18 protein-coding genes and 1 pseudogene are annotated in these 17057 nt (G+C 70.8%); 7 read left to right on the forward strand and 12 right to left on the reverse strand.

Features of this window, described 5'->3' with window-relative positions; genetic code table 11:
• Genes Ato02nite_RS03850 through Ato02nite_RS03870 form a run of 5 tightly spaced genes read right to left on the reverse strand, consistent with a single transcriptional unit; the run spans position 1 to position 5325 of the window.
• Positions 1 to 759 (reverse strand): ABC transporter permease, encoded by a 759-nt coding sequence (locus Ato02nite_RS03850; protein WP_213004951.1) that lies wholly within the window; start codon positions 757 to 759, stop codon positions 1 to 3.
• Positions 759 to 1682, reverse strand: coding sequence for an ABC transporter ATP-binding protein (locus Ato02nite_RS03855; RefSeq protein WP_213004952.1), 924 nt, complete (start codon positions 1680 to 1682; stop codon positions 759 to 761). Before Ato02nite_RS03855 ends, Ato02nite_RS03850 begins: the two co-directional genes overlap by 1 nt.
• Positions 1683 to 1715: 33 nt before the next feature.
• The gene (locus Ato02nite_RS03860; RefSeq protein WP_213004953.1) at positions 1716 to 2237 is read right to left on the reverse strand and encodes a hypothetical protein; all 522 of its coding nucleotides are present in this window, start codon (positions 2235 to 2237) and stop codon (positions 1716 to 1718) included.
• The gene (gene dnaG, locus Ato02nite_RS03865; RefSeq protein ID WP_213004954.1) at positions 2234 to 4099 is read right to left on the reverse strand and encodes a DNA primase; all 1866 of its coding nucleotides are present in this window, start codon (positions 4097 to 4099) and stop codon (positions 2234 to 2236) included. The genes Ato02nite_RS03860 and dnaG overlap by 4 nt, the downstream gene beginning before the upstream one ends.
• Before the next feature lie 11 nt (positions 4100 to 4110).
• Positions 4111 to 5325 carry a deoxyguanosinetriphosphate triphosphohydrolase gene (locus tag Ato02nite_RS03870; RefSeq protein WP_213004955.1) on the reverse strand — a complete coding sequence of 405 codons (1215 nt, stop codon included), beginning with the start codon at positions 5323 to 5325 and terminating at the stop codon, positions 4111 to 4113.
• Between the two features lie 44 nt (positions 5326 to 5369).
• Between Ato02nite_RS03870 and Ato02nite_RS03875 the strand changes: the two genes are divergently transcribed.
• A complete protein-coding gene (locus tag Ato02nite_RS03875) occupies positions 5370 to 6923 on the forward strand; it encodes a methyl-accepting chemotaxis protein (RefSeq protein ID WP_246606040.1) in 1554 nt (517 codons plus the stop codon).
• Here the strand turns inward: Ato02nite_RS03875 and Ato02nite_RS03880 are convergent.
• Positions 6917 to 7273 carry a VOC family protein gene (locus Ato02nite_RS03880; RefSeq protein ID WP_213004956.1) on the reverse strand — a complete coding sequence of 119 codons (357 nt, stop codon included), beginning with the start codon at positions 7271 to 7273 and terminating at the stop codon, positions 6917 to 6919. The genes Ato02nite_RS03875 and Ato02nite_RS03880 overlap by 7 nt on opposite strands.
• A gap of 122 nt (positions 7274 to 7395) precedes the next feature.
• Between Ato02nite_RS03880 and Ato02nite_RS03885 the strand changes: the two genes are divergently transcribed.
• The 5 genes from Ato02nite_RS03885 to Ato02nite_RS03905 all read left to right on the forward strand — a co-directional run bounded on the left by Ato02nite_RS03885 (position 7396) and on the right by Ato02nite_RS03905 (position 10371).
• Entirely contained in the window at positions 7396 to 7812 is a 417-nt protein-coding gene (locus Ato02nite_RS03885) for a hypothetical protein (RefSeq protein WP_213004957.1), read from the forward strand.
• Positions 7813 to 7921: 109 nt separating this feature from the next.
• Positions 7922 to 8302, forward strand: a complete 381-nt coding sequence (locus Ato02nite_RS03890) for a roadblock/LC7 domain-containing protein (protein ID WP_213004958.1) — start codon at positions 7922 to 7924, stop codon at positions 8300 to 8302.
• Between the two features lie 11 nt (positions 8303 to 8313).
• The gene (locus tag Ato02nite_RS03895; RefSeq protein ID WP_213004959.1) at positions 8314 to 9360 is read left to right on the forward strand and encodes a DUF4388 domain-containing protein; all 1047 of its coding nucleotides are present in this window, start codon (positions 8314 to 8316) and stop codon (positions 9358 to 9360) included.
• Between the two features lie 46 nt (positions 9361 to 9406).
• Positions 9407 to 9937: a roadblock/LC7 domain-containing protein gene (locus Ato02nite_RS03900; protein WP_213004960.1), complete on the forward strand. Its 531-nt coding sequence runs from the start codon at positions 9407 to 9409 to the stop codon at positions 9935 to 9937.
• A 62-nt stretch (positions 9938 to 9999) separates the two neighbouring features.
• On the forward strand, positions 10000 to 10371 hold the full coding sequence (locus tag Ato02nite_RS03905; RefSeq protein WP_203814157.1) for a hypothetical protein: 372 nt from the start codon (positions 10000 to 10002) through the stop codon (positions 10369 to 10371).
• 57 nt (positions 10372 to 10428) lie between these two features.
• On the opposite strand, the gene Ato02nite_RS03910 is transcribed toward Ato02nite_RS03905, so the two are convergent.
• The 5 genes and pseudogenes from Ato02nite_RS03910 to Ato02nite_RS03930 all read right to left on the reverse strand — a co-directional run bounded on the left by Ato02nite_RS03910 (position 10429) and on the right by Ato02nite_RS03930 (position 14882).
• Positions 10429 to 10944 (reverse strand): DUF1269 domain-containing protein, encoded by a 516-nt coding sequence (locus tag Ato02nite_RS03910; RefSeq protein WP_213004961.1) that lies wholly within the window; start codon positions 10942 to 10944, stop codon positions 10429 to 10431.
• Between the two features lie 35 nt (positions 10945 to 10979).
• Positions 10980 to 12041, reverse strand: a pseudogene (locus tag Ato02nite_RS03915) (MFS transporter); the annotation flags it as partial.
• A 63-nt stretch (positions 12042 to 12104) separates the two neighbouring features.
• A complete protein-coding gene (locus Ato02nite_RS03920; protein WP_246606041.1) occupies positions 12105 to 13175 on the reverse strand; it encodes a DUF2786 domain-containing protein in 1071 nt (356 codons plus the stop codon).
• Positions 13172 to 14290 (reverse strand): tRNA dihydrouridine synthase DusB, encoded by a 1119-nt coding sequence (gene dusB / locus Ato02nite_RS03925; RefSeq protein ID WP_213005046.1) that lies wholly within the window; start codon positions 14288 to 14290, stop codon positions 13172 to 13174. Before dusB ends, Ato02nite_RS03920 begins: the two co-directional genes overlap by 4 nt.
• 64 nt (positions 14291 to 14354) lie before the next feature.
• On the reverse strand, positions 14355 to 14882 hold the full coding sequence (locus tag Ato02nite_RS03930; protein ID WP_213004963.1) for a hypothetical protein: 528 nt from the start codon (positions 14880 to 14882) through the stop codon (positions 14355 to 14357).
• A gap of 253 nt (positions 14883 to 15135) precedes the next feature.
• Here Ato02nite_RS03930 and Ato02nite_RS03935 point away from each other — a divergent pair, with 253 nt between their 5' ends.
• Positions 15136 to 15618, forward strand: coding sequence for an XdhC family protein (locus tag Ato02nite_RS03935; RefSeq protein ID WP_246606043.1), 483 nt, complete (start codon positions 15136 to 15138; stop codon positions 15616 to 15618).
• 18 nt (positions 15619 to 15636) lie between these two features.
• On the opposite strand, the gene Ato02nite_RS03940 is transcribed toward Ato02nite_RS03935, so the two are convergent.
• Positions 15637 to 17016, reverse strand: a complete 1380-nt coding sequence (locus Ato02nite_RS03940) for a glycine--tRNA ligase (RefSeq protein ID WP_213004964.1) — start codon at positions 17014 to 17016, stop codon at positions 15637 to 15639.
• Between the last annotated feature and the right edge of the window lie 41 nt (positions 17017 to 17057).

Genomic DNA, 17057 nt, shown 5'->3' on the forward strand with positions numbered 1-17057 from the left:
TCAGACCGCCAACCGGCGCCGGAACAGCCGGTGCGCCAGCAGCCACCCGGCCGCGCACCAGGCCAGCAGATAAACCACGTGCAGCAGGCCGAGCCACCCCGGCGCGAGCCCGAGCATGGCGTCCCGGCTCAACTCGACGCCGTGCCACAGCGGCAGCGCGTAGGCCACCCAGCGCAGCACCACCGGCAGCGACTCGACCGGGAAGAACACCCCGGAGAACAGCGACATCGGCAGCACCGCGAACCGCATCAGGATCGCCAGGTAGCTGTCGCTGCTGACGCTCGCGCTGTACGCCACCGTCGGCGCCGCCACCGCCAGGCCCACGACCAGCGACACCACCAGGGTCATCGGCGCCCACCACGAATGCACCGCCCCGAACAGCGCCGCCACCCCGAGGAACGCCGCCGCGCTGGTCAGCACCCGGAACAGCATGAACGCTAGGTGGCCACCCAGGATGTCGCCCACCCGCAGCGGCGCCGCGGCCTGCGCGAAGTAGACCTTCAGCCACTCGAAGTAGCTCAGCACCGGCCAGGTCGCCTCGCCGAACGCCGCCTGCACCGCGGTCGACGCGATCAGACCCGGCACGATCCAGTCGAGATAGGGAACGCCCTCGACGCCGCCGGACACGTAGGCCCCGACGCCGAGCCCGAAGCCCAGCATCGTCAGCAGCGGCAGGACCAGCGTGGACAGCGCGCTCGACCGCCACGTGCGGCGGTAGTTGACCAGGTGGTACTCCAGAACGTACGCCCCGGCGACCATCAGTCCACCAGCGTCCGGCCGGTGAGGTGCAGGAACACGTCCTCCAGGCTGCTGCGCCGCACCAGCACACTGGCCGGGGCCAGCGACCGCCGCTGCACCTCGGCCACCGCCGCGTCGCCGTCGAACACGTAGAGCAGGATGCGATCGGGCAGCACCTCGAGCCGCTCGCCGAGGCCGGCCAGCTTCTCCGAATACGGCTCCTGGGACTCGGCGGCGAACCGCAGCTCCACCACCTCGCGCGTCGAATATTGCTCGATCAGCGCCCGCGGGGAACCCTCGGCCACGATCCGGCCACCGTCCATCACCACGAGCCGGTCGCACAACTGCTCGGCCTCGTCCATGTAATGGGTCGTCAGCACCAGGGTCACGCCCTGCTGCTTGAGCCGGAACAATCGCTCCCACACCAGGTGCCGCGCCTGCGGGTCGAGACCGGTGGTGGGCTCGTCGAGCAGCACGATCTCCGGTTCGTTGACCAGCGCCCGGGCGATCGTCAGCCGCCGTTTCATGCCGCCGGACAGCGGCTCGACCTTGCTGTCGCCACGCTCGGACAGCTGCACGAAATCCAGCAGCTCGGCGGCCCGCTGCCGGGCCACCTTGCGCGGAATGCCGAAGAACCGGGCATAGGTCGACAGGTTCTCCCGGACGGTCAGCTCGATGTCCAGATTGTCCAGCTGGGGGCACACGCCGAGTTTCGCCCGGATCTTCGGCCCGTCCCGCCGCGGGTCCATCCCCAGAATTTGCAGCACGCCATCGGTCGGCGGCGACACGCACCCGATCATGCGCATGGTCGAGCTCTTGCCGGCGCCGTTCGGGCCGAGAAACCCGAACGCCTCGCCCCGGCGCACGTCGACGTCGATGCCGGCGACCGCCGTGAAGTCACCGAACCGCTTCACGAGGCCGCGCGCATGTATGAGGGAGTCCACGGCGAGAACCCTAGAGAGGGGGTACGACAAAAATCACTCCGGCGGCGCGGTCGCCTCCCGGGCCGCCGACACCAGCTCATTCGTCAGCTCGGTGACCGCCGCCAGCTTCACCGGCGTACCCGCGTCGTAGCGGACCGCCCAGCTCAGACCGTTCCTGCCGGGCACCCGCCGGCCCACCACCCGCACCCCGCCCGCCGACAGCGGGTGGTGCGACGTGTACGCCACCGACCGGGTCACCCGGGACCGCACCTGGTCCGGCACCTCGCCCGGCTCCAGCAGCAGGAAACTGACCACCGGCCCGTCGACGAGCACCACGTACTCCTCGCGGTCCTCGGCCAGATCGGCCGGCGTGATCCGCAGCTCCCGCCCGGACCACGCCGCCTTGTGGATCTCGTGCCAGCCGAGCCGCTTACCGTCCGGCAGCCACAGGCCGTGGTTCGTGGCGACCAGGGCCTGATCGCCGTCGAGCGCGGCCCACGCCACCACCCGCTCGTCCGGAGCCAGCGCGGGCCGCAGCGCCGCCGGAAGCTTGGGTTTACGCCGAAGTAGGTTCACAGTCCACCTGCCGCCTGATCGCGCAACGCGCGCGCCTGCTGTTCGAGGGAGAAGAGCTCGCCGGCCAACGCCAGGTACTCATCCTTGTGCGCCACCGGGTTCAGCCGCTGCACCTTCGACTTCAGATCACGAATCCGAGTGGTCACCGAGCCCACCTGCAGCCGCGCCATGGTGATCTGCACATAGCGCGGATCGACCGCGGCATCGGTGTGCAACGGTTCCACCGACAACTCCGAGATCAGCCCCTTGCCGGCCAGATCATCGCAGCAGTCGCGCACCTTCTCGATCCACACCACGCCACCCGAGGACGCCGACGAGGCGCCGCCCGCCGCCCCGATCGCCGACCGGATCGCCTGGTAGACCGGATCGCCGTAGTCCTCGGTGCCGACCGTGTCGAACATCGGCCCGGCCAGCACCGGCTCCTGCAGCGCCAGTTTCAGCGACTCCCGCTCGACGAGTCGCTGCGGCGCGACCACGGTGCGGCCGGCCGGTCGGGCGGCCTCGTCGGCGGCGGCACCGCGCAGGGCCGCGTTCACCGCACGCTGCACCGGTTCCAGGTCCATCCCGAGGTCGCCGGCGAGCTTCCGCGCGTACTCCGGACGCTTCTCCCGGTCCTTGATCTTGGCGACCAGCGGGGCGGCCTTGCGCATCGCCTCCACCCGGCCCTCCACCGTGTCCAGATCGAACCGCGAGATGGTGTGCCGCAGTGCGAAGTCGACGAGCGGTTCCCGCCCGGCGATCATGTCGCGCACCGCGAGATCACCCCGGGCCAGCCGCAACTCGCACGGGTCCATGTTGTCCGGGCTGACCGCGATGAACGTGCGTCCGACGAACCGCTGGTCCTCCTCGAAGGCGCGCAGCGCCGCCTTCTGCCCGGCCGCGTCCCCGTCGAACGTGTAGATGATCTCGCCGGTGAAGCTGTCGCTGTCCATCAGCAGCCGCCGCAGCACCCCGATGTGGTCGACGCCGAACGCCGTGCCGCAGGTCGCCACCGCCGTCGGCTCGCCCGCCTCGTGGCAGGCCATCACGTCGGTGTACCCCTCCACGATGACCGCCCGGCCGCGCTTCGCGATCTCGCGTTTGGCCTGGTCGATGCCGTAGAGCACGTGCGACTTCTTGTAGAGCGGCGACTCCGGCGTGTTCAGGTATTTCGGGCCGTCATCGTCGTCGAACAGCTTGCGCGCGCCGAACCCGATCACGTCCCCGGTCAGGTCCTTGATCGGCCACAGCAGCCGCCGGCGGAACCGGTCGATGAGCGAACCGGACCGGGCCGGCTTGGTCAGCCCGGCGGTGTTCAACTCCTCGGCCGTGAAGCCCTTCTGCCGCAGGTGCTTGGCCAGCGCGTCCCACGAGTCCGGCGCGAACCCGCACCCGTACCGCTCGGCGGCGTCCCGCCCGAACCCGCGCTGGGCGAGGAACTCGCGCGCCTTGCGGGCCCCGGCCGTGCCGAGCTGGTCGCGGTAGAACTCGGCCGCGCTCACGTGCGCGGCGAGCAGCCGCTGCCGCTGCCCGGCCTGCGGCCGCGGACCAGGGCTGGGCGAATTGTCAGTCTCGTAGCGAAGCTGAATGCCGGCCCGCGAAGCCAGCCGCTCGATCGACTCGATGAACGACAGGTGCTCGGCGTCCATCAGGTATTTGATGGCATCGCCACCCTGACCACACCCGTGGCAGTAGTACACGCCGCGAGCTGGAGCGACCGTGAAGGACGGTGATTTCTCGTCGTGGAACGGGCACAAGCCCTTGAGGTTGCCGCCGCCGGCGGACCGCAGCGTCACGGACTCGCCGATGATGTCGGCGATCGACGTGCGGTCGCGGACCAGCGCGATGTCTTCGTCCTTGACCCTGCCCGCCACGGCATACATCCTGCCTCGCGTCAGGTGCGCGCCGCCACCAGGGTCCGGTGCCATGCCACGGCGGCGTGGTCGGTCAGCGACGCGACCTGGTCGATCACCACTCTGAGTGCGGCGGCGTCGCTTCCCGCGGCGGCATGCAACGGGCCGAAAACAAGATCCAACCTTTCCGGCGTACGGACCAGAGCGTGCACGAGCTCGACGAGGATCGTGCGCTGCTGGTCGTACCAGTCCTCGGCGGCCCGGGTGCGCATCACGTAGCGCAACGCCATGCCTTTCAGCAGCGCGCACTGGTTACGGACGGTGCGCGGCACGATGAGGTCGGCGTCGTAACGACGGACCGGGCCGTTGCCGTAGCGGCTCTGCGTGGCGCCGACCGCGGAGGCCACGAACCGGCCGGTGAGGATGCTGGTCATCCGTTTGAGGACGACCTGCGCGGCGAACGTGCCGTCGTAGTCGGCGACGGGTGCGACGGCCGGGTCGGCGAGCAGCTGTTCGAGGGCGGCGGCCAGCGCGTCGGGCGGTTCGTCGGAGTAGGTGGCGGCGACGTCGGCGCAGAGGGCGGCCCGCTCGTCGGGGTCGTGCAGGAGCGGCCGGAGGGTGAGGTAGCCGCCGTGCACCCCGTCCTCGACGTCGTGCACGGAGTAGGCGACGTCGTCGGCCCAGTCCATCACCTGCGCTTCGAGGCAGCGGCGCTCGCCCAGGTCGGCCGGGTGCATCCAGTCGAAGACGGGGCGGTCGTCGGCGTACACCCCGAATTTGGGGTATCCGGGTTTTCGAGGCCAGGGGTATTTGGCGCAGGCGTCGAGGGAGGCGCGGGTGAGGTTGAGGCCGGCGCCGGGGACCTTGGCCTCGAGGCGGGTGAGCACCCGCAGGGTCTGTGCGTTGCCCTCGAAGCCGCCGCAGGGCTGGGCGACCTCGTCGAGGGCGTGTTCGCCGTTGTGCCCGAAGGGTGGGTGGCCGAGGTCGTGGGCGAGCCCGGCCACGTCGACGACGTCCGGGTCGCAGCCGAGCCGGGCGCCCATCTCGCGGGAGATCTGGGCGACCTCCAGGGAGTGCGTCAGCCGCGTACGCAGGAAGTCGTCGGACCCGGCCGTGTGCACCTGGGTCTTGGACGCCAGCCGGCGGAAGCCGGCCGAGTGCAGGACGCGGGCCCGGTCCCGCTGGTAGGGCGTCCTTCCGTACCCGCTGTCCTTGGCCGGTTCGGTAAGCCACCTCTGGGCGTCGGGCGCCGTCATGATCCCAGCCTAAGCGGCTCGTATCGGTTGCCGATGTAGTAGCCGTGGAGTCCGATTCTCCGGCCGGCCGGAGCATGACCATCGTCGCCCGTCTGCTGGTGATGGTGGCGGCCGGGCTGATATCGGTGGCGCTGGTGGTGGGCTTCGCGATCTACAGCTCGCACGTGCAGGCGGACGCGAACCGGGACATCGCCCGGATATCGGACGGCATGAGTCACCAGTGGAACGCGGACATGATGCACGATGCATTGCGGGCCGACGTGATGTCCGCGATGTACAGCAGGTCGGCGGCGGACAACGAGGTCGCCGACCACGGTGCGGTGATGCTCGACAATTTCGACGCGGCGGCGGTCGAAGCCCCGACGGACCTGCAGGCCGACTACCGGCGAGTGCGCCCGCAGATCGTGACATATGCGGATCTGGCGGCGCAGGTGGTGAGTTCGCGGTCAACCACGCAGCTCGCCAGCTATCTGACCGTCTACGCGCAGCTCGAGGAGGATCTCGGGGCGCTGGACGACGCGATGGGCGCGGCGGTGCTGGCGGCCAGTGACCGGGGTGTCTCGTCGGCGAAGAAGAGCGACTGGATCATCGGGCTGGCCGGTCTCGCCGGCATCCTGATCACGGCACTGGCCGGGTGGCGGACGCTGCGGGCGATCCGGCGGCCGTTGCGGGAGATGGTGGCCGGCCTGCGGGCGGTGGCCGACTGCGACCTGACCGTCCGGGTGCCGGTGCTGCGCCGCGACGAGCTGGGTGAGATGGCCGGGGCGCTGAACGGCGCGATGGGGGCGCTGCGCGAGACGGTGTCCGCGACGGCGGTGCGCATCGGCACGCTGACCTCGGCCAGCGGTGATCTGCGGACGCTGGCCGGGGAGCTGGACGGTTCGGCCGAGCAGACGTCGGCCCAGGCGCGCAGCGCGGACGCGTCGGCCCGGAACGTGGCGTCGGCGGTGGGCGACATGATGACCGCGACCGACGAGCTGGCGGCGTCGATCCGGGAGATCGCCCGGCAGACCGAGGTGGCCACGGCGACGACCGGTGCGGCGACCCGGGACGCGGCGCGGACCGCGGAGGCGGTGGGGCGGCTGAGCGAGGCGAGCCGGGAGGTCGGCGACATCGTGCAGCTGATCACGAACATCGCGGAGCAGACGAACCTGCTGGCGCTGAACGCGACGATCGAGGCGGCCCGGGCCGGTGCGGCCGGCAAGGGTTTCGCGGTGGTGGCGACCGAGGTGAAGGACCTGGCCCAGGAGACGGCGCAGGCGACCGCGGACATCACCGCGAAAATCTCGGCGATCCAGGAGATGACGAGCGGGACCGCGGCGGCGATCGCCTCGATCACCGAGGTGATCGCGCAGATCGACGACGGTCAGCGGATGATCGCGGCGGCGGTCGAGCAGCAGTCGGCGACGACCGAGCTGATGTCGCGGAACGTGGGTGAGGTGTCGGCGGCGGCCGGGGAGATCTCCGGCACGGTCTCGAACATCACCCGTTCGACGGAGTCGACGGCGGAGGGTGCGAACACGACGCGTACCTCCGCCGAGGTGGTGAGCACGGCGGCCGGCGAGATCCAGACGCTGATGGCCCGCTTCCGCTATTGATCCTTGCGGCTGGACAGCACGCAGAACTCGTTGCCCTCCGGGTCGGCCAGGACCACCCAGCCGACGTCGCGCTGACCGACGTCGGCGAGCCGGGCGCCCATGTTCACCAGCCGCTCGACCTCCGCCTCCTGATCGTCCGGCCGCAGGTCGATGTGCAGGCGATTCTTGACCGTCTTGGCGTCCGGCACCGGGGTGAACAGCAGGCCGGGCAGTTCGTCGGGGGTGCGCCGGATCTCCACCTCGTCGGGGGCCTCGTGCACGATCTGGTAGCCGAGGGCCTCGGCCCACCAGCGGGCCAGCCGGTGCGCGTCCTCCGCGTCCACGACGATCTGTTCCCAGCGGACCGGCATATGGCGCCCCCCTTATCGAAAAGTGACGATCATGTTACGCGCCCCTGTCGAGGGACCCTCGTCCTGAGCACCCGCACCGACCGTGCGACGACGACGCTCGATGGGCTCGAACCATGCGGGATGTGCGACTTCGGTGGTGGTTGAGCGAGCTGGGTGCGGCCGGGTGGACCGGGGCGCTGCACGTGGGTGGCACGCCGGGCGGCGTGCTTCACCTGGTGGGCGGCCGGATCGCGTACGCCGAGACCCCGTCCTGTCCCGGTCTCGGTGAGCGGCTGGTCGCCTCCGGGCGGCTGAGCCCGGCGGCGTGGTCGGCCGCGGTGGCCGAGGGCCGGGCCGGCCGCCGGGTCGGGCGGGTGCTGATGCGCGACGGCCTGATCGGGCAGAACGAGCTGGCGTCGCGGGTCGCGGTGACGGTCGCCGACGCGGCCGGCGAGTTGCTGCGGTCCGGCGGGGCCCCGGTGCGGCTGGTCGCCGGCGAGCGGCACTGGCTGGGAGAAATCGGACCGCAACGGCGGCGCTGCGAGTCTCGCCGACCATGACGCACATCGGGTGCGACTTGTCGGCTGGTGGTCGCCGCAGGATGGCCCACGGTGACAGCAGGGACGTTCGTCGCCATCCAGTGGGGGACACCAGCGCTGAGGGAGAGACGTGCCCGGCGTCGATCACTGTCTGCAGGAGGCCATGGCGATTCCTGGCGCGGTCGGCGCCAGCATCGTCGACTACACCACCGGCTTCCCGGTCGCCACGACGGGAACCGCACCGAACTCCGACCACGAGGCGGCCGCGGCCGGCACGGCCGACGTGGTCCAGGCCGCCACCAGCCGGTCGCTGTTCGTCTCGGCGATACCGCACGACCTGCTGGAAGACCTGATCATCACGACGGCCGGCGGCTACCACCTGCTCCGGCTCGTGCACACCGACTTCGACAGCCGGCTGGTCCTCTACGTCTGGCTGGACCGGCAGCAGGGGAACCTCGCGGTGGCCCGCCGCCGCATGCAGAAACTGGCCGACGACCTGATCGCCACGTGAGGAGAGACCGGGTGACCCCCTCGAAGACCGCCGCGCCGGCGCGCCTGTTCACCCAGGTGGCGGCCGACCGGCAGACCGGTGCCCTGGTGGTCGGCGGCCACCCGGGCGGCGCGGTCTACGTCCTCGAGGGCCGGGTCATCTACGCCGAGTCACCGGCGGCGCCCGGGGTCGGCGAGTTGCTCACCGCGTCCGGCCGGCTGGCCGGGCGCACCTGGCAGACCGCCCTCGACCAGGGCACCTCCACCGCCCAGGTGGGCCGGCTGCTGGTCGAGCAGGGGCATCTCACCCAGGGTGAGCTGGAGCTGTGCGTGCTCGGCGCGACCTACGACGCCGCGTACTTCGCGCTGTCGCCGGCGGCCGCGCCGGTCGAGTTCCTCGGCGGTGCCATGCACTGGCTGGGCCCGATCGCGCACATCGACCCGGCGGCGGTCGACCGGGAGGTGCGCCGCCGGGCGAAGCTGCTCGACGACATCTTCCCCGACCCGCGGGTGGACACGGCGGTGGTGACGCCGGTGACCCGCCCGCCGCGGGAGCGGATCACGCTGACCGCCGCGCAGTGGGAGTTGCTGGTGCACGCCGACGGCCAGCGCACCCCGGCCGACCTGGCGTTACTGCTGGGCCGCGCCGGCTTCGCGACCATTCAGGAGCTGCGGCGCCTTGCGGCGCTGGGTCTGCTGGAGCTTCCGGAGGTACGGGCCGAGGCTCCCGAGTTCGTGCGGTTGCCCCGGGCCCGCGGGACCGCGGTGGACGCGCGCCGCCCCCGGGTGAGTCCCGGCGACGTCCCGACCGTGCCGGTGGTGTCGGGGGCTCGCCCCACCAAGCCCGAACCCCCGCCGCCGTCGCCGCCCCCAGCCGCGTCGCCGCCCCGACCCCCGTCGCCGGCGCTCACCGAGGAGACCAACGCGAACGGGACGCTGTACCGCCCGCCCCGGCTGGCCCGCCGAAAACCCGGCGCGAAGCTGCCGAAAGAGGTGGCCTCGGAACCCGCGCCGGTCCATCCCGGCACCGATGAAGTCCTGCTCAAACGCATCCGTACCGCACTGCGGGCCCTGCGGTGACGCGCGCACCCCCACCTGACGACCAGAACAGAAAGGGAGACCGAGGATGACGGATCCGGCGGTGCTCCAGGAGCTCGACCGCCTGCGCGCCCGGCTGCCGGAACTGTCCGGCAGTGTGCTCGCGAGCACCGACGGCCTGGTGGTCGCGCACGACGCGCACGGGCTGGAACCGGACGGCCTCGCCGCGCTGGCCGCCGCGCATCTGGCGCTGGCCCGGCGGTTCGCCCACGCGGTTAACCACGGCAGCCTGCGCGAGTCGGTGGTGGAGTGCGACCGGGGCTACATCACCACGTACACCGCCGGCCAGAACTCGCTGCTCACCTTGGTCACGTCCGGGGACGCCAACCTCGCGATGGTGCACCTCGAGGCACGCCGCTGCGTGCGGCGCCTGGTGCGGATCCTCGCGGTGGAGGCGAAATCGGCGCCCCGCCCCGCCATCCCCTCGCAACACAGCCCCACGCAGCCCGGCAGCACTCAGCCCGGCCCCACGCAGACCGGCCCGGCCGCACCGCTGACGCGGCGCACCCCGATGGCCACGCTGCCCGACAACGCCCGGCGCCGGCAGGCGACCGGCTGATCACCCCCGGTACCGCCGGCCAAGCGGCGGACCGCCATCCCACCGCAACGGAGGACCATCCCATGCCCGACATGGACACCGCACTCAAAGAGATCATGGAAATCGACGGCGCCGTGGGCGTCGCCCTCGTGGACCACACGAGCGGCATGGCGCTGGGCACCGTCGGCGGCGGCAAGGAGCTCGACCTGACGGTCGCCGCCGCCGGCAACACCGACGTGGTCCGCGCGAAGCTACGGGCGATGGAGATGCTCAACATCTCCGAGAAGATCGAGGACATCCTGATCACGCTGGAAAGCCAGTACCACCTGATCCGCCCGCTGACCAGCCGCTCCGGCAAGGGCCTGTTCCTCTACGTGGCGCTGCGCCGCGACCGGTCCAACCTGGCCATGGCCCGCCACCAGCTACGCCGGATCGAAAACGACCTCGACGTCTGACCGGCGCGATGCCCGCTCCCGGCGGGGAGGGCTGACCGTCCTCCCCGCCCGCGCCGCTCAGTAGGGCTGCGGGTTCGCCCGGGCGCCGCCGAAAGTCTCGAGCAGGATCTCGCGCTCGCCGTCGGTGAGGTTCGTGTCGATCAGGCGGCTGTGTTCGCCCATGCCGTGGAAGCGTTCGCCGAGCCGGTCGAGGTTGCCGGCGTCGGTGACCAGGAACAGCGCGGACGTGCCCTCGGTGATCTCGGTACGGATCCGAGCCAGTTGGTCCCGGGTGATGCCGGTGTCCTGGGTGGCCTTGCTGATCGCGCCGATCGCGGCGCCGGCCACCCCGCCGACCACCGGGACCAGGAACAGCGTGCCGGCCAGCAGGCCCCAGAACGCGCCCCAGCCGGCACCGCGCCACACCCCGTCGTGGCCGTGCAGCCGCTTCGGCTGTGCGGCGCCGGCCGGCCACGTGATCACGGCGTGGTCGAGCACTTTGACGAGACCCTCGGACTCGGCGTCCTTGAGCTGCGCGGAGGCGTGCTCGGCGCCGTCCGGGCCGTCGAACTTCCACACCGTAAAGGTCGTCATGCCGCCCATCGTGGGCGCGTGGGACGCCGCGTTCCTCATCCCTCGCGGACGATTTCCAGGACCGCGGTGAGCAGCAGCGGGATCGCGGCCAGCGCGAACAGCGCCGGCAAGGTGAGCGGCAGGGCGAACCAGGCGTACAGGACGACGGCGAAGACCTCCGCGCCGAAACCGCTCACCGACAGCACGGTGCTGCGGGCCGGCCCGGTGATCTCCTCCTGGAGCCGGGTCTCGGCCCGGACCATCGCGAACTGCAGCAGCCCGAACGCCACCGAGATCACCACCATGCCGGCCAGGTGCGGAATGAGGACGCCGGCGGCGAGCAAGGCCGCCGCACCGGCGGAAACCCGCCCGGCGAACCGTCCGGCGAGCGCGCTTCCCGCGGCCATCGCGAGTGCGGTGAGGGCGTAGATCAGGGGTACGGCCACCGTCGGCGCGCCTTTGTCCCGGGCGAGCAGCGGCAGATATTCGTCGAGGGCGCTGAACCCCGGCAGCAGGGCGGCCACCGCGAGCGCGACGATGGTCCGCCGGTTCTTGACGGATTCGCGCATCCCCGACCGCAGCAGCCCGAGATAGCTTTCGCCGTCCCCGCCCGTACCCCGGGAATCGGGAAGACGCAGCGCGAGAAGCCCACTGAGGGTGACCACCGCGACGCTGGCGATGCCCACCAGCCGGTAGCCGCCCACCGCCAAGGCCGGCGCCGCCAGCAGCGTGGCGGCGGTCATGGCGAGGATCGCGACCGTGCCCGCCCGGCCCATGACCGCGGCATAGGCCTCGCCGACCTGGTCGTAGACGAGGGCCTCGAGGGTGCCGGAGGTGAGCGCACCGCCAAGCCCCCACAGCACGAAGCCGAGGGCGAACCCCGGGAACGCCGGCCAGATCAGCCACAGCGCGTAACCGGCGCCGATGAGGGTCTGGCCGATCGCGTAGAGGCCGCGCCGAGACCACGCGTCAGCGAGCGCGCCGGAGGGCACCTCGAACGCGAACGAGACCACCGACCAGATCACGAACAGCGTGGAGATCTGCCCGGTCGTCAGGCCCGCATCGGCGAACAGCAGCGCGTAGACCGGGTAGAGCAGCACGCCGTCGGCGAAGGCGCGGACGGCGTAGAGAAGAGACGTTCATCGTCAAGCTGGATGCACGCCCTCATCCTCCTCCGCCGGTCAACCCAATTCGGCCTCGTCGGCCGCGGCGCGGCCGGACTCCCAACCCTCCAGGCTGTCGACCCGGCTGCCGCGCGCCTTGACCGTACGGGGAAAAGCGCGCGTCAACGCCTCCTGCACCTTCAGGTCGCGGCTGCGCAGCACCGGGAGCAGGTCGGTGTGCCGTTCGATCTCGTGGCGGGTGGTCCGCTCCAGCCGTTCGCCGATGCGGTGCGCATAGGCGACCAGGAAGCTGCGCCGGAACACCTTGATCCGGGCCTTGCCTTTGGCCGGTTCGTCGCGGGCCATCGCCCGGTTCGCCTGCACCAGCAGCGACGTGTAGAGCAACTCGACCGCGTCGATGTCGGAGTCGAACCCGAAAACCGTGGAGAAGGCCAGCTCGGGCGACCAGACGGTGTGGCAGTGATTCGCCCGGGCGACCGCGTCGAGGAGGGTGGCCTTCTCACTCTCGTAGGGGTGGTCGACACCGACCCGGCGGGCGAGCGGGACCGCCTCCGGCGCGGCCGTGAGCACCGACTCGATGCTGTGCTTGGCGATCAGCTCCTGCGCCTTCGCGGAGAACGCCTCCGCCTCGGCCGGGAAGTCGGTGCCCTCGGCCTTGGCCAGCAGGGCGCGCACCCGTTCCAGGATGCGGTTGCCGGCCCCCTGATACCGGGTGGTGGCGACGGTGCCCGGCGGCGGGATCAGCGCCTCGATCCGGGGCAGCCGGCGCAACTCGAGGAGGAGCCCCAGGGTGGCGTCGTTGCGTTTGATCCGGTCGGCCCGGACGGTGTTGCGCGGCAGCTCCTCGGCCTGCGCCCGCCAGCGGGGGTCGACGTCGGTGAACTTCCCGAGATAGGCCTTCGCCGCGTCGGCGATCACCTGCGCCTGCACCGGATCACCGAGCCGGGCCACCACCCGGTGCAGCTCGGCCGGCTGCCACCCGGCCTGGAAAAGCCGGTCGGCGGCCACCGCCACCGCCTGCGCGAGCGCACCGTCGGCGTCGGGCGCGACGGTGAGCGCATCGAGGCCCGCCTCGAAAGTGATCTCCCCGCCCAGTACCGCCCGGATCGTGTCGACCCCGGCCATCATCCGCCGGATTCGTCGGTCTCGGCGCCCTCGGGGACGGACTCGTCGTCGCGGCTGTCGAGCCACCCGTACGGCAGGGAGACCTTGCCCGGCGCGTTCACCCGGCCGCGCGGCTGGCCCAGCGCGTCGGCCGGGAACGGCAGCGCCGGGTCGAGCAGCGCGAGCAGGTCGTCCAGCTCGGCCAGCGACGAGATCATGGCGAGCCGGCGGCGCAGGTCGCTGCCGACCGGGAAACCCTTCAAATACCAGGCGACGTGCTTACGGAAGTCGGCGCAGCCGTGCTTCTCGTCGCCGAGCGCGTCGACCAGCAGCTCGGCGTGCCGGGACATGATCTTCGCAACCTCGCCGAGGCTCGGCAGCACCGGCCGGTAACCGGCGCCCCGGGTGAACGCGGCCTCCAGGTCGGCGAACAGCCACGGCCGCCCCAGGCAGCCCCGCCCGACGACGACCCCGTCGACCCCGGTGTGCTCGACCATGCGCAGCGCGTCGGAGCCCTCCCAGATGTCGCCGTTGCCGAGCACCGGCACGTCGAGGGCCTGCTTCAGGGTGGCGATGGCGTCCCAGTCGGCCTTGCCGGAGTAGCGCTGCTCGGCGGTGCGCGCGTGCAGCGCCACCGCGGCGACACCGGCCTCCTGCGCCGCGAGACCCGCCTCGACGTACGTCAGGTGGTCGTCGTCGATGCCCTTGCGCATCTTGATGGTGAGCGGAATGCCGTAGGGCTTGGCCGCCGCCACGGCCTGCGACACGATCCGCCCGAACAGCCGCCGCCGCCACGGCAGCGCCGACCCGCCGCCGCGCCGGGTGACCTTGGGCACCGGGCAGCCGAAGTTGAGATCGACGTGGTCGGCCAGCCCGTCCTCACCGATCATCCGCACCGCGGCCGCGGTGACATCGGGATCGACGCCGTAGAGCTGCAGGCTGCGAAACCCCTCATCCTCCGCGAACGCGATCATCTTGAGCGTCTTGGGAATCCGCTCCACCAGCGCCCGCGTCGTGATCATCTCGCACACATAGACCCCGCCACCCTGCTCCCGGCAGAGCCTGCGGAACGCCACGTTGGTGATGCCCGCCATCGGAGCGAGCACGACGGGCGGGTTGACGACGTGGTCGCCGAGCATGAGCGGTGCAGTCACGCCCTCAAGGGTGACACGCCCAGCCCGACGACCCCGAATCGCCCGTGCTCTACCCGCCGCTACCGCGCCGGATCAAGACGTCGAGCTTTCCGTCAACCTGCTGCAGTACGGTGCCCTGCTGTCTCAGTAGGGTGCCCTGCTGCTCCTGTACGGCACCCTGGTGCTCCAATACGGCACCCTGCTGCTCCAGTACGGTGCCCTGCTGCTCCAGTACGGTGCCCTGCTGCTGCAGCACAGTGCCCTGCTGCTCCAGTACGGCACCCTGGTGCTCCAGCACTGCCGTCTGCTGGTCCTGCACCGCGCTGACCTGGGCCAGCTTGAACGCGTGCTGGCTCAGCAACGCGACGCAGCTGTCCAGCGTCGCGCCTTGCCGGTCCACTGTCGTTGTGAGTCGGAGCAATATCTCCGTCTGCTGCGACTGGTTGGTCGCGAGGGCCTTCAGGAGACGGCCGTGCGCGCGCTGCGTCTCGATCACGCCGGACAGGTCACGGTCTTGACTGGCTCGCAATCCTGCTTCCTGGTCCATGCGCTCCTTCAATTCGGCGATCTGCTCGATGATTTCTTCGGGGGTGGGCATCTTGCCTCCGGGATATACGTCAACCGGACCGAGGGCCCGGCGGTGAATGCGTCTCCCATGGCTTGATGGTAGTCTGACGACTACTGGTCTAGCGACCCCTAGTCTCTGGTAAAATATGACAGAGAAACCCCGGACAGCCTCTGCTCGCACGCGGCCGGGGTCATGCTTCCCCCGCAGGCACATACTAGGCGCTCGACTACCCTACGAAGCTTCCAGGCCGCGGCGCGGGTGTGGATCTGGCACAGTCGGCTGCGTGAGTGATGGGATGAGTCCGCGGCGGCTGGTTGTGGTGTTCGAGTCGCCTACGGCGGAGGCGATGCTTCGGCTCGGGATCGACGCCGGGTTTCAGACGGTGCTCGTCGAGCCGGATGAGTCACGGCTTCAGGGCACCCCGCGGGCGCACGGCGATCGGGTCGTGCACGATCTAGCGGCCGCCGGGCTGGACGAGAGCACCGACGTCGTGCTCAGCGACCACCACCGGGCCGAGATCGGCGTGCTGCTCCAGGAGGCCCTCGCGGCGCCGACCCGGTGGATCGGGATTCTGGGGAAGCCCACGATCGAAGGGCCGCACGTCGGCATGCTTCGTGAGCTCGGGGTCCCGGACGATCAGATCGCGCGGGTGCACCGCCCGATCGGTCTCAACATCGGGGCGCGGACCCCGGCCGAGATCGCCATCGCGACCTTGGCCGGGCTCATCGCTGACCGGAACGACCGGCCGGGCGGCTTCAGCTTCTGAGAAGCAGAAGCTTCTGAATCAGCAGCCGGGCAGGCGCTTGAGCAGGTAGTCCTCGATCTGGTCGAGGGCGATCCGCTCCTGCTTCATGGTGTCCCGGTCGCGCACCGTCACCGCGTCGTCGGTGAGGGTGTCGAAGTCGACCGTGACGCAGAACGGCGTACCGATCTCGTCCTGGCGGCGGTAGCGCCGGCCGATCGCCTGCGAGTCGTCGAACTCGACGATCCAGCGCTTGCGCAGCGTGTCGGCCAGGCCGCGGGCCTTCGGCGACAGCTCCGGGTTGCGCGACAGCGGCAGCACCGCCACCTTGATCGGCGCCAGGCGCGGGTCGAACCGCATGACCGTGCGCTTGTCGACGCCGCCCTTGGTGTTGGGGGCCTCGTCCTCGTCGTACGCCTCGAGGAGGAACGCCAGCACCGCGCGGGTCAGGCCGGCGGCCGGCTCGATCACGTACGGCATCCAGCGTTCCTGCTTCTCCTGGTCGAAGTACGACAGGTCGACGCCGGAGTGCTTGGAGTGCGTGGTGAGGTCGAAGTCGGTGCGGTTCGCGATGCCCTCGAGCTCGGCGAACTCGGTGCCGCCGAACTGGAAGCGGTACTCGATGTCGACGGTGCGCTTCGAGTAGTGCGAGAGCTTCTCCTTGGGGTGTTCGAAGAAGCGCAGGTTGCTCTCCGACAGGCCCAGGTCGCGGTACCAGTTCCAGCGCTGCTGCAACCAGTACTCGTGCCACTCCTCGTCCTTGCCGGGCTCGACGAAGAACTCCATCTCCATCTGCTCGAACTCACGCGTCCGGAAGATGAAGTTGCCCGGGGTGATTTCGTTGCGGAAGCTCTTGCCGACCTGCGCGATGCCGAACGGCGGCTTCTTGCGGGCCGCGGTGGCGACGTTGTTGTAGTTCACGAAGATGCCCTGCGCGGTCTCCGGGCGCAGGTAGTGCAGGCCCTCGGCGCTCTCGGTGGGGCCGAGGTAGGTCTTCATCAGGCCGTTGAACATCTTCGGCTCGGTGAAGGTGCCCTTGTTGCCGCAGTTCGGGCAGTTCAGCTCCTGCAGCGAGGACGGCGGCGAGCCGTGCTTGGCCTCCCACGCCTCCTCGAGGTGGTCGGCGCGGAACCGCTTGTGGCAGGACTGGCACTCGGTCAGCGGGTCGACGAACGCGTCGAGGTGACCGGAGGCCGCCCACACGTCGCGGGCCAGGATGACGGCGGAGTCGAGGCCGACGATGTCGTCACGCTGCTGAACCATCGTGCGCCACCACTGGCGGCGGACGTTCTCCTTCAGCTCCACGCCCAGCGGACCGTAGTCCCAGGCCGAGCGGGTTCCTCCGTAGATCTCGCTGGAGGGGAAGACGAAGCCCCGGCGCTTGGCCAGGGAGACGACGGCATCGATACGGTCGGCGGGCATGTTCCTCCTACGCCGGCTGGGTGTCGGCGGGGACGTAGTGG

This window comes from Paractinoplanes toevensis (assembly GCF_018332695.1).
GTDB lineage: Bacteria > Actinomycetota > Actinomycetes > Mycobacteriales > Micromonosporaceae > Actinoplanes > Actinoplanes toevensis.

Coding starts and splice junctions, on each gene's coding strand:
- Ato02nite_RS03900 (WP_213004960.1), top strand. CDS start 9,407: ATGACGGATCCGGCGGTGCTCCAGGAGCTCGACCGCCTGCGCGCCCGG.
- dusB (WP_213005046.1), bottom strand. CDS start 14,290: ATGCTCGGCGACCACGTCGTCAACCCGCCCGTCGTGCTCGCTCCGATG.
- Ato02nite_RS03905 (WP_203814157.1), top strand. CDS start 10,000: ATGCCCGACATGGACACCGCACTCAAAGAGATCATGGAAATCGACGGC.
- dnaG (WP_213004954.1), bottom strand. CDS start 4,099: ATGTATGCCGTGGCGGGCAGGGTCAAGGACGAAGACATCGCGCTGGTC.
- Ato02nite_RS03870 (WP_213004955.1), bottom strand. CDS start 5,325: ATGACGGCGCCCGACGCCCAGAGGTGGCTTACCGAACCGGCCAAGGAC.
- Ato02nite_RS03920 (WP_246606041.1), bottom strand. CDS start 13,175: ATGATGGCCGGGGTCGACACGATCCGGGCGGTACTGGGCGGGGAGATC.
- Ato02nite_RS03910 (WP_213004961.1), bottom strand. CDS start 10,944: ATGACGACCTTTACGGTGTGGAAGTTCGACGGCCCGGACGGCGCCGAG.
- Ato02nite_RS03940 (WP_213004964.1), bottom strand. CDS start 17,016: ATGCCCGCCGACCGTATCGATGCCGTCGTCTCCCTGGCCAAGCGCCGG.
- Ato02nite_RS03930 (WP_213004963.1), bottom strand. CDS start 14,882: ATGCCCACCCCCGAAGAAATCATCGAGCAGATCGCCGAATTGAAGGAG.
- Ato02nite_RS03880 (WP_213004956.1), bottom strand. CDS start 7,273: ATGCCGGTCCGCTGGGAACAGATCGTCGTGGACGCGGAGGACGCGCAC.
- Ato02nite_RS03850 (WP_213004951.1), bottom strand. CDS start 759: ATGGTCGCCGGGGCGTACGTTCTGGAGTACCACCTGGTCAACTACCGC.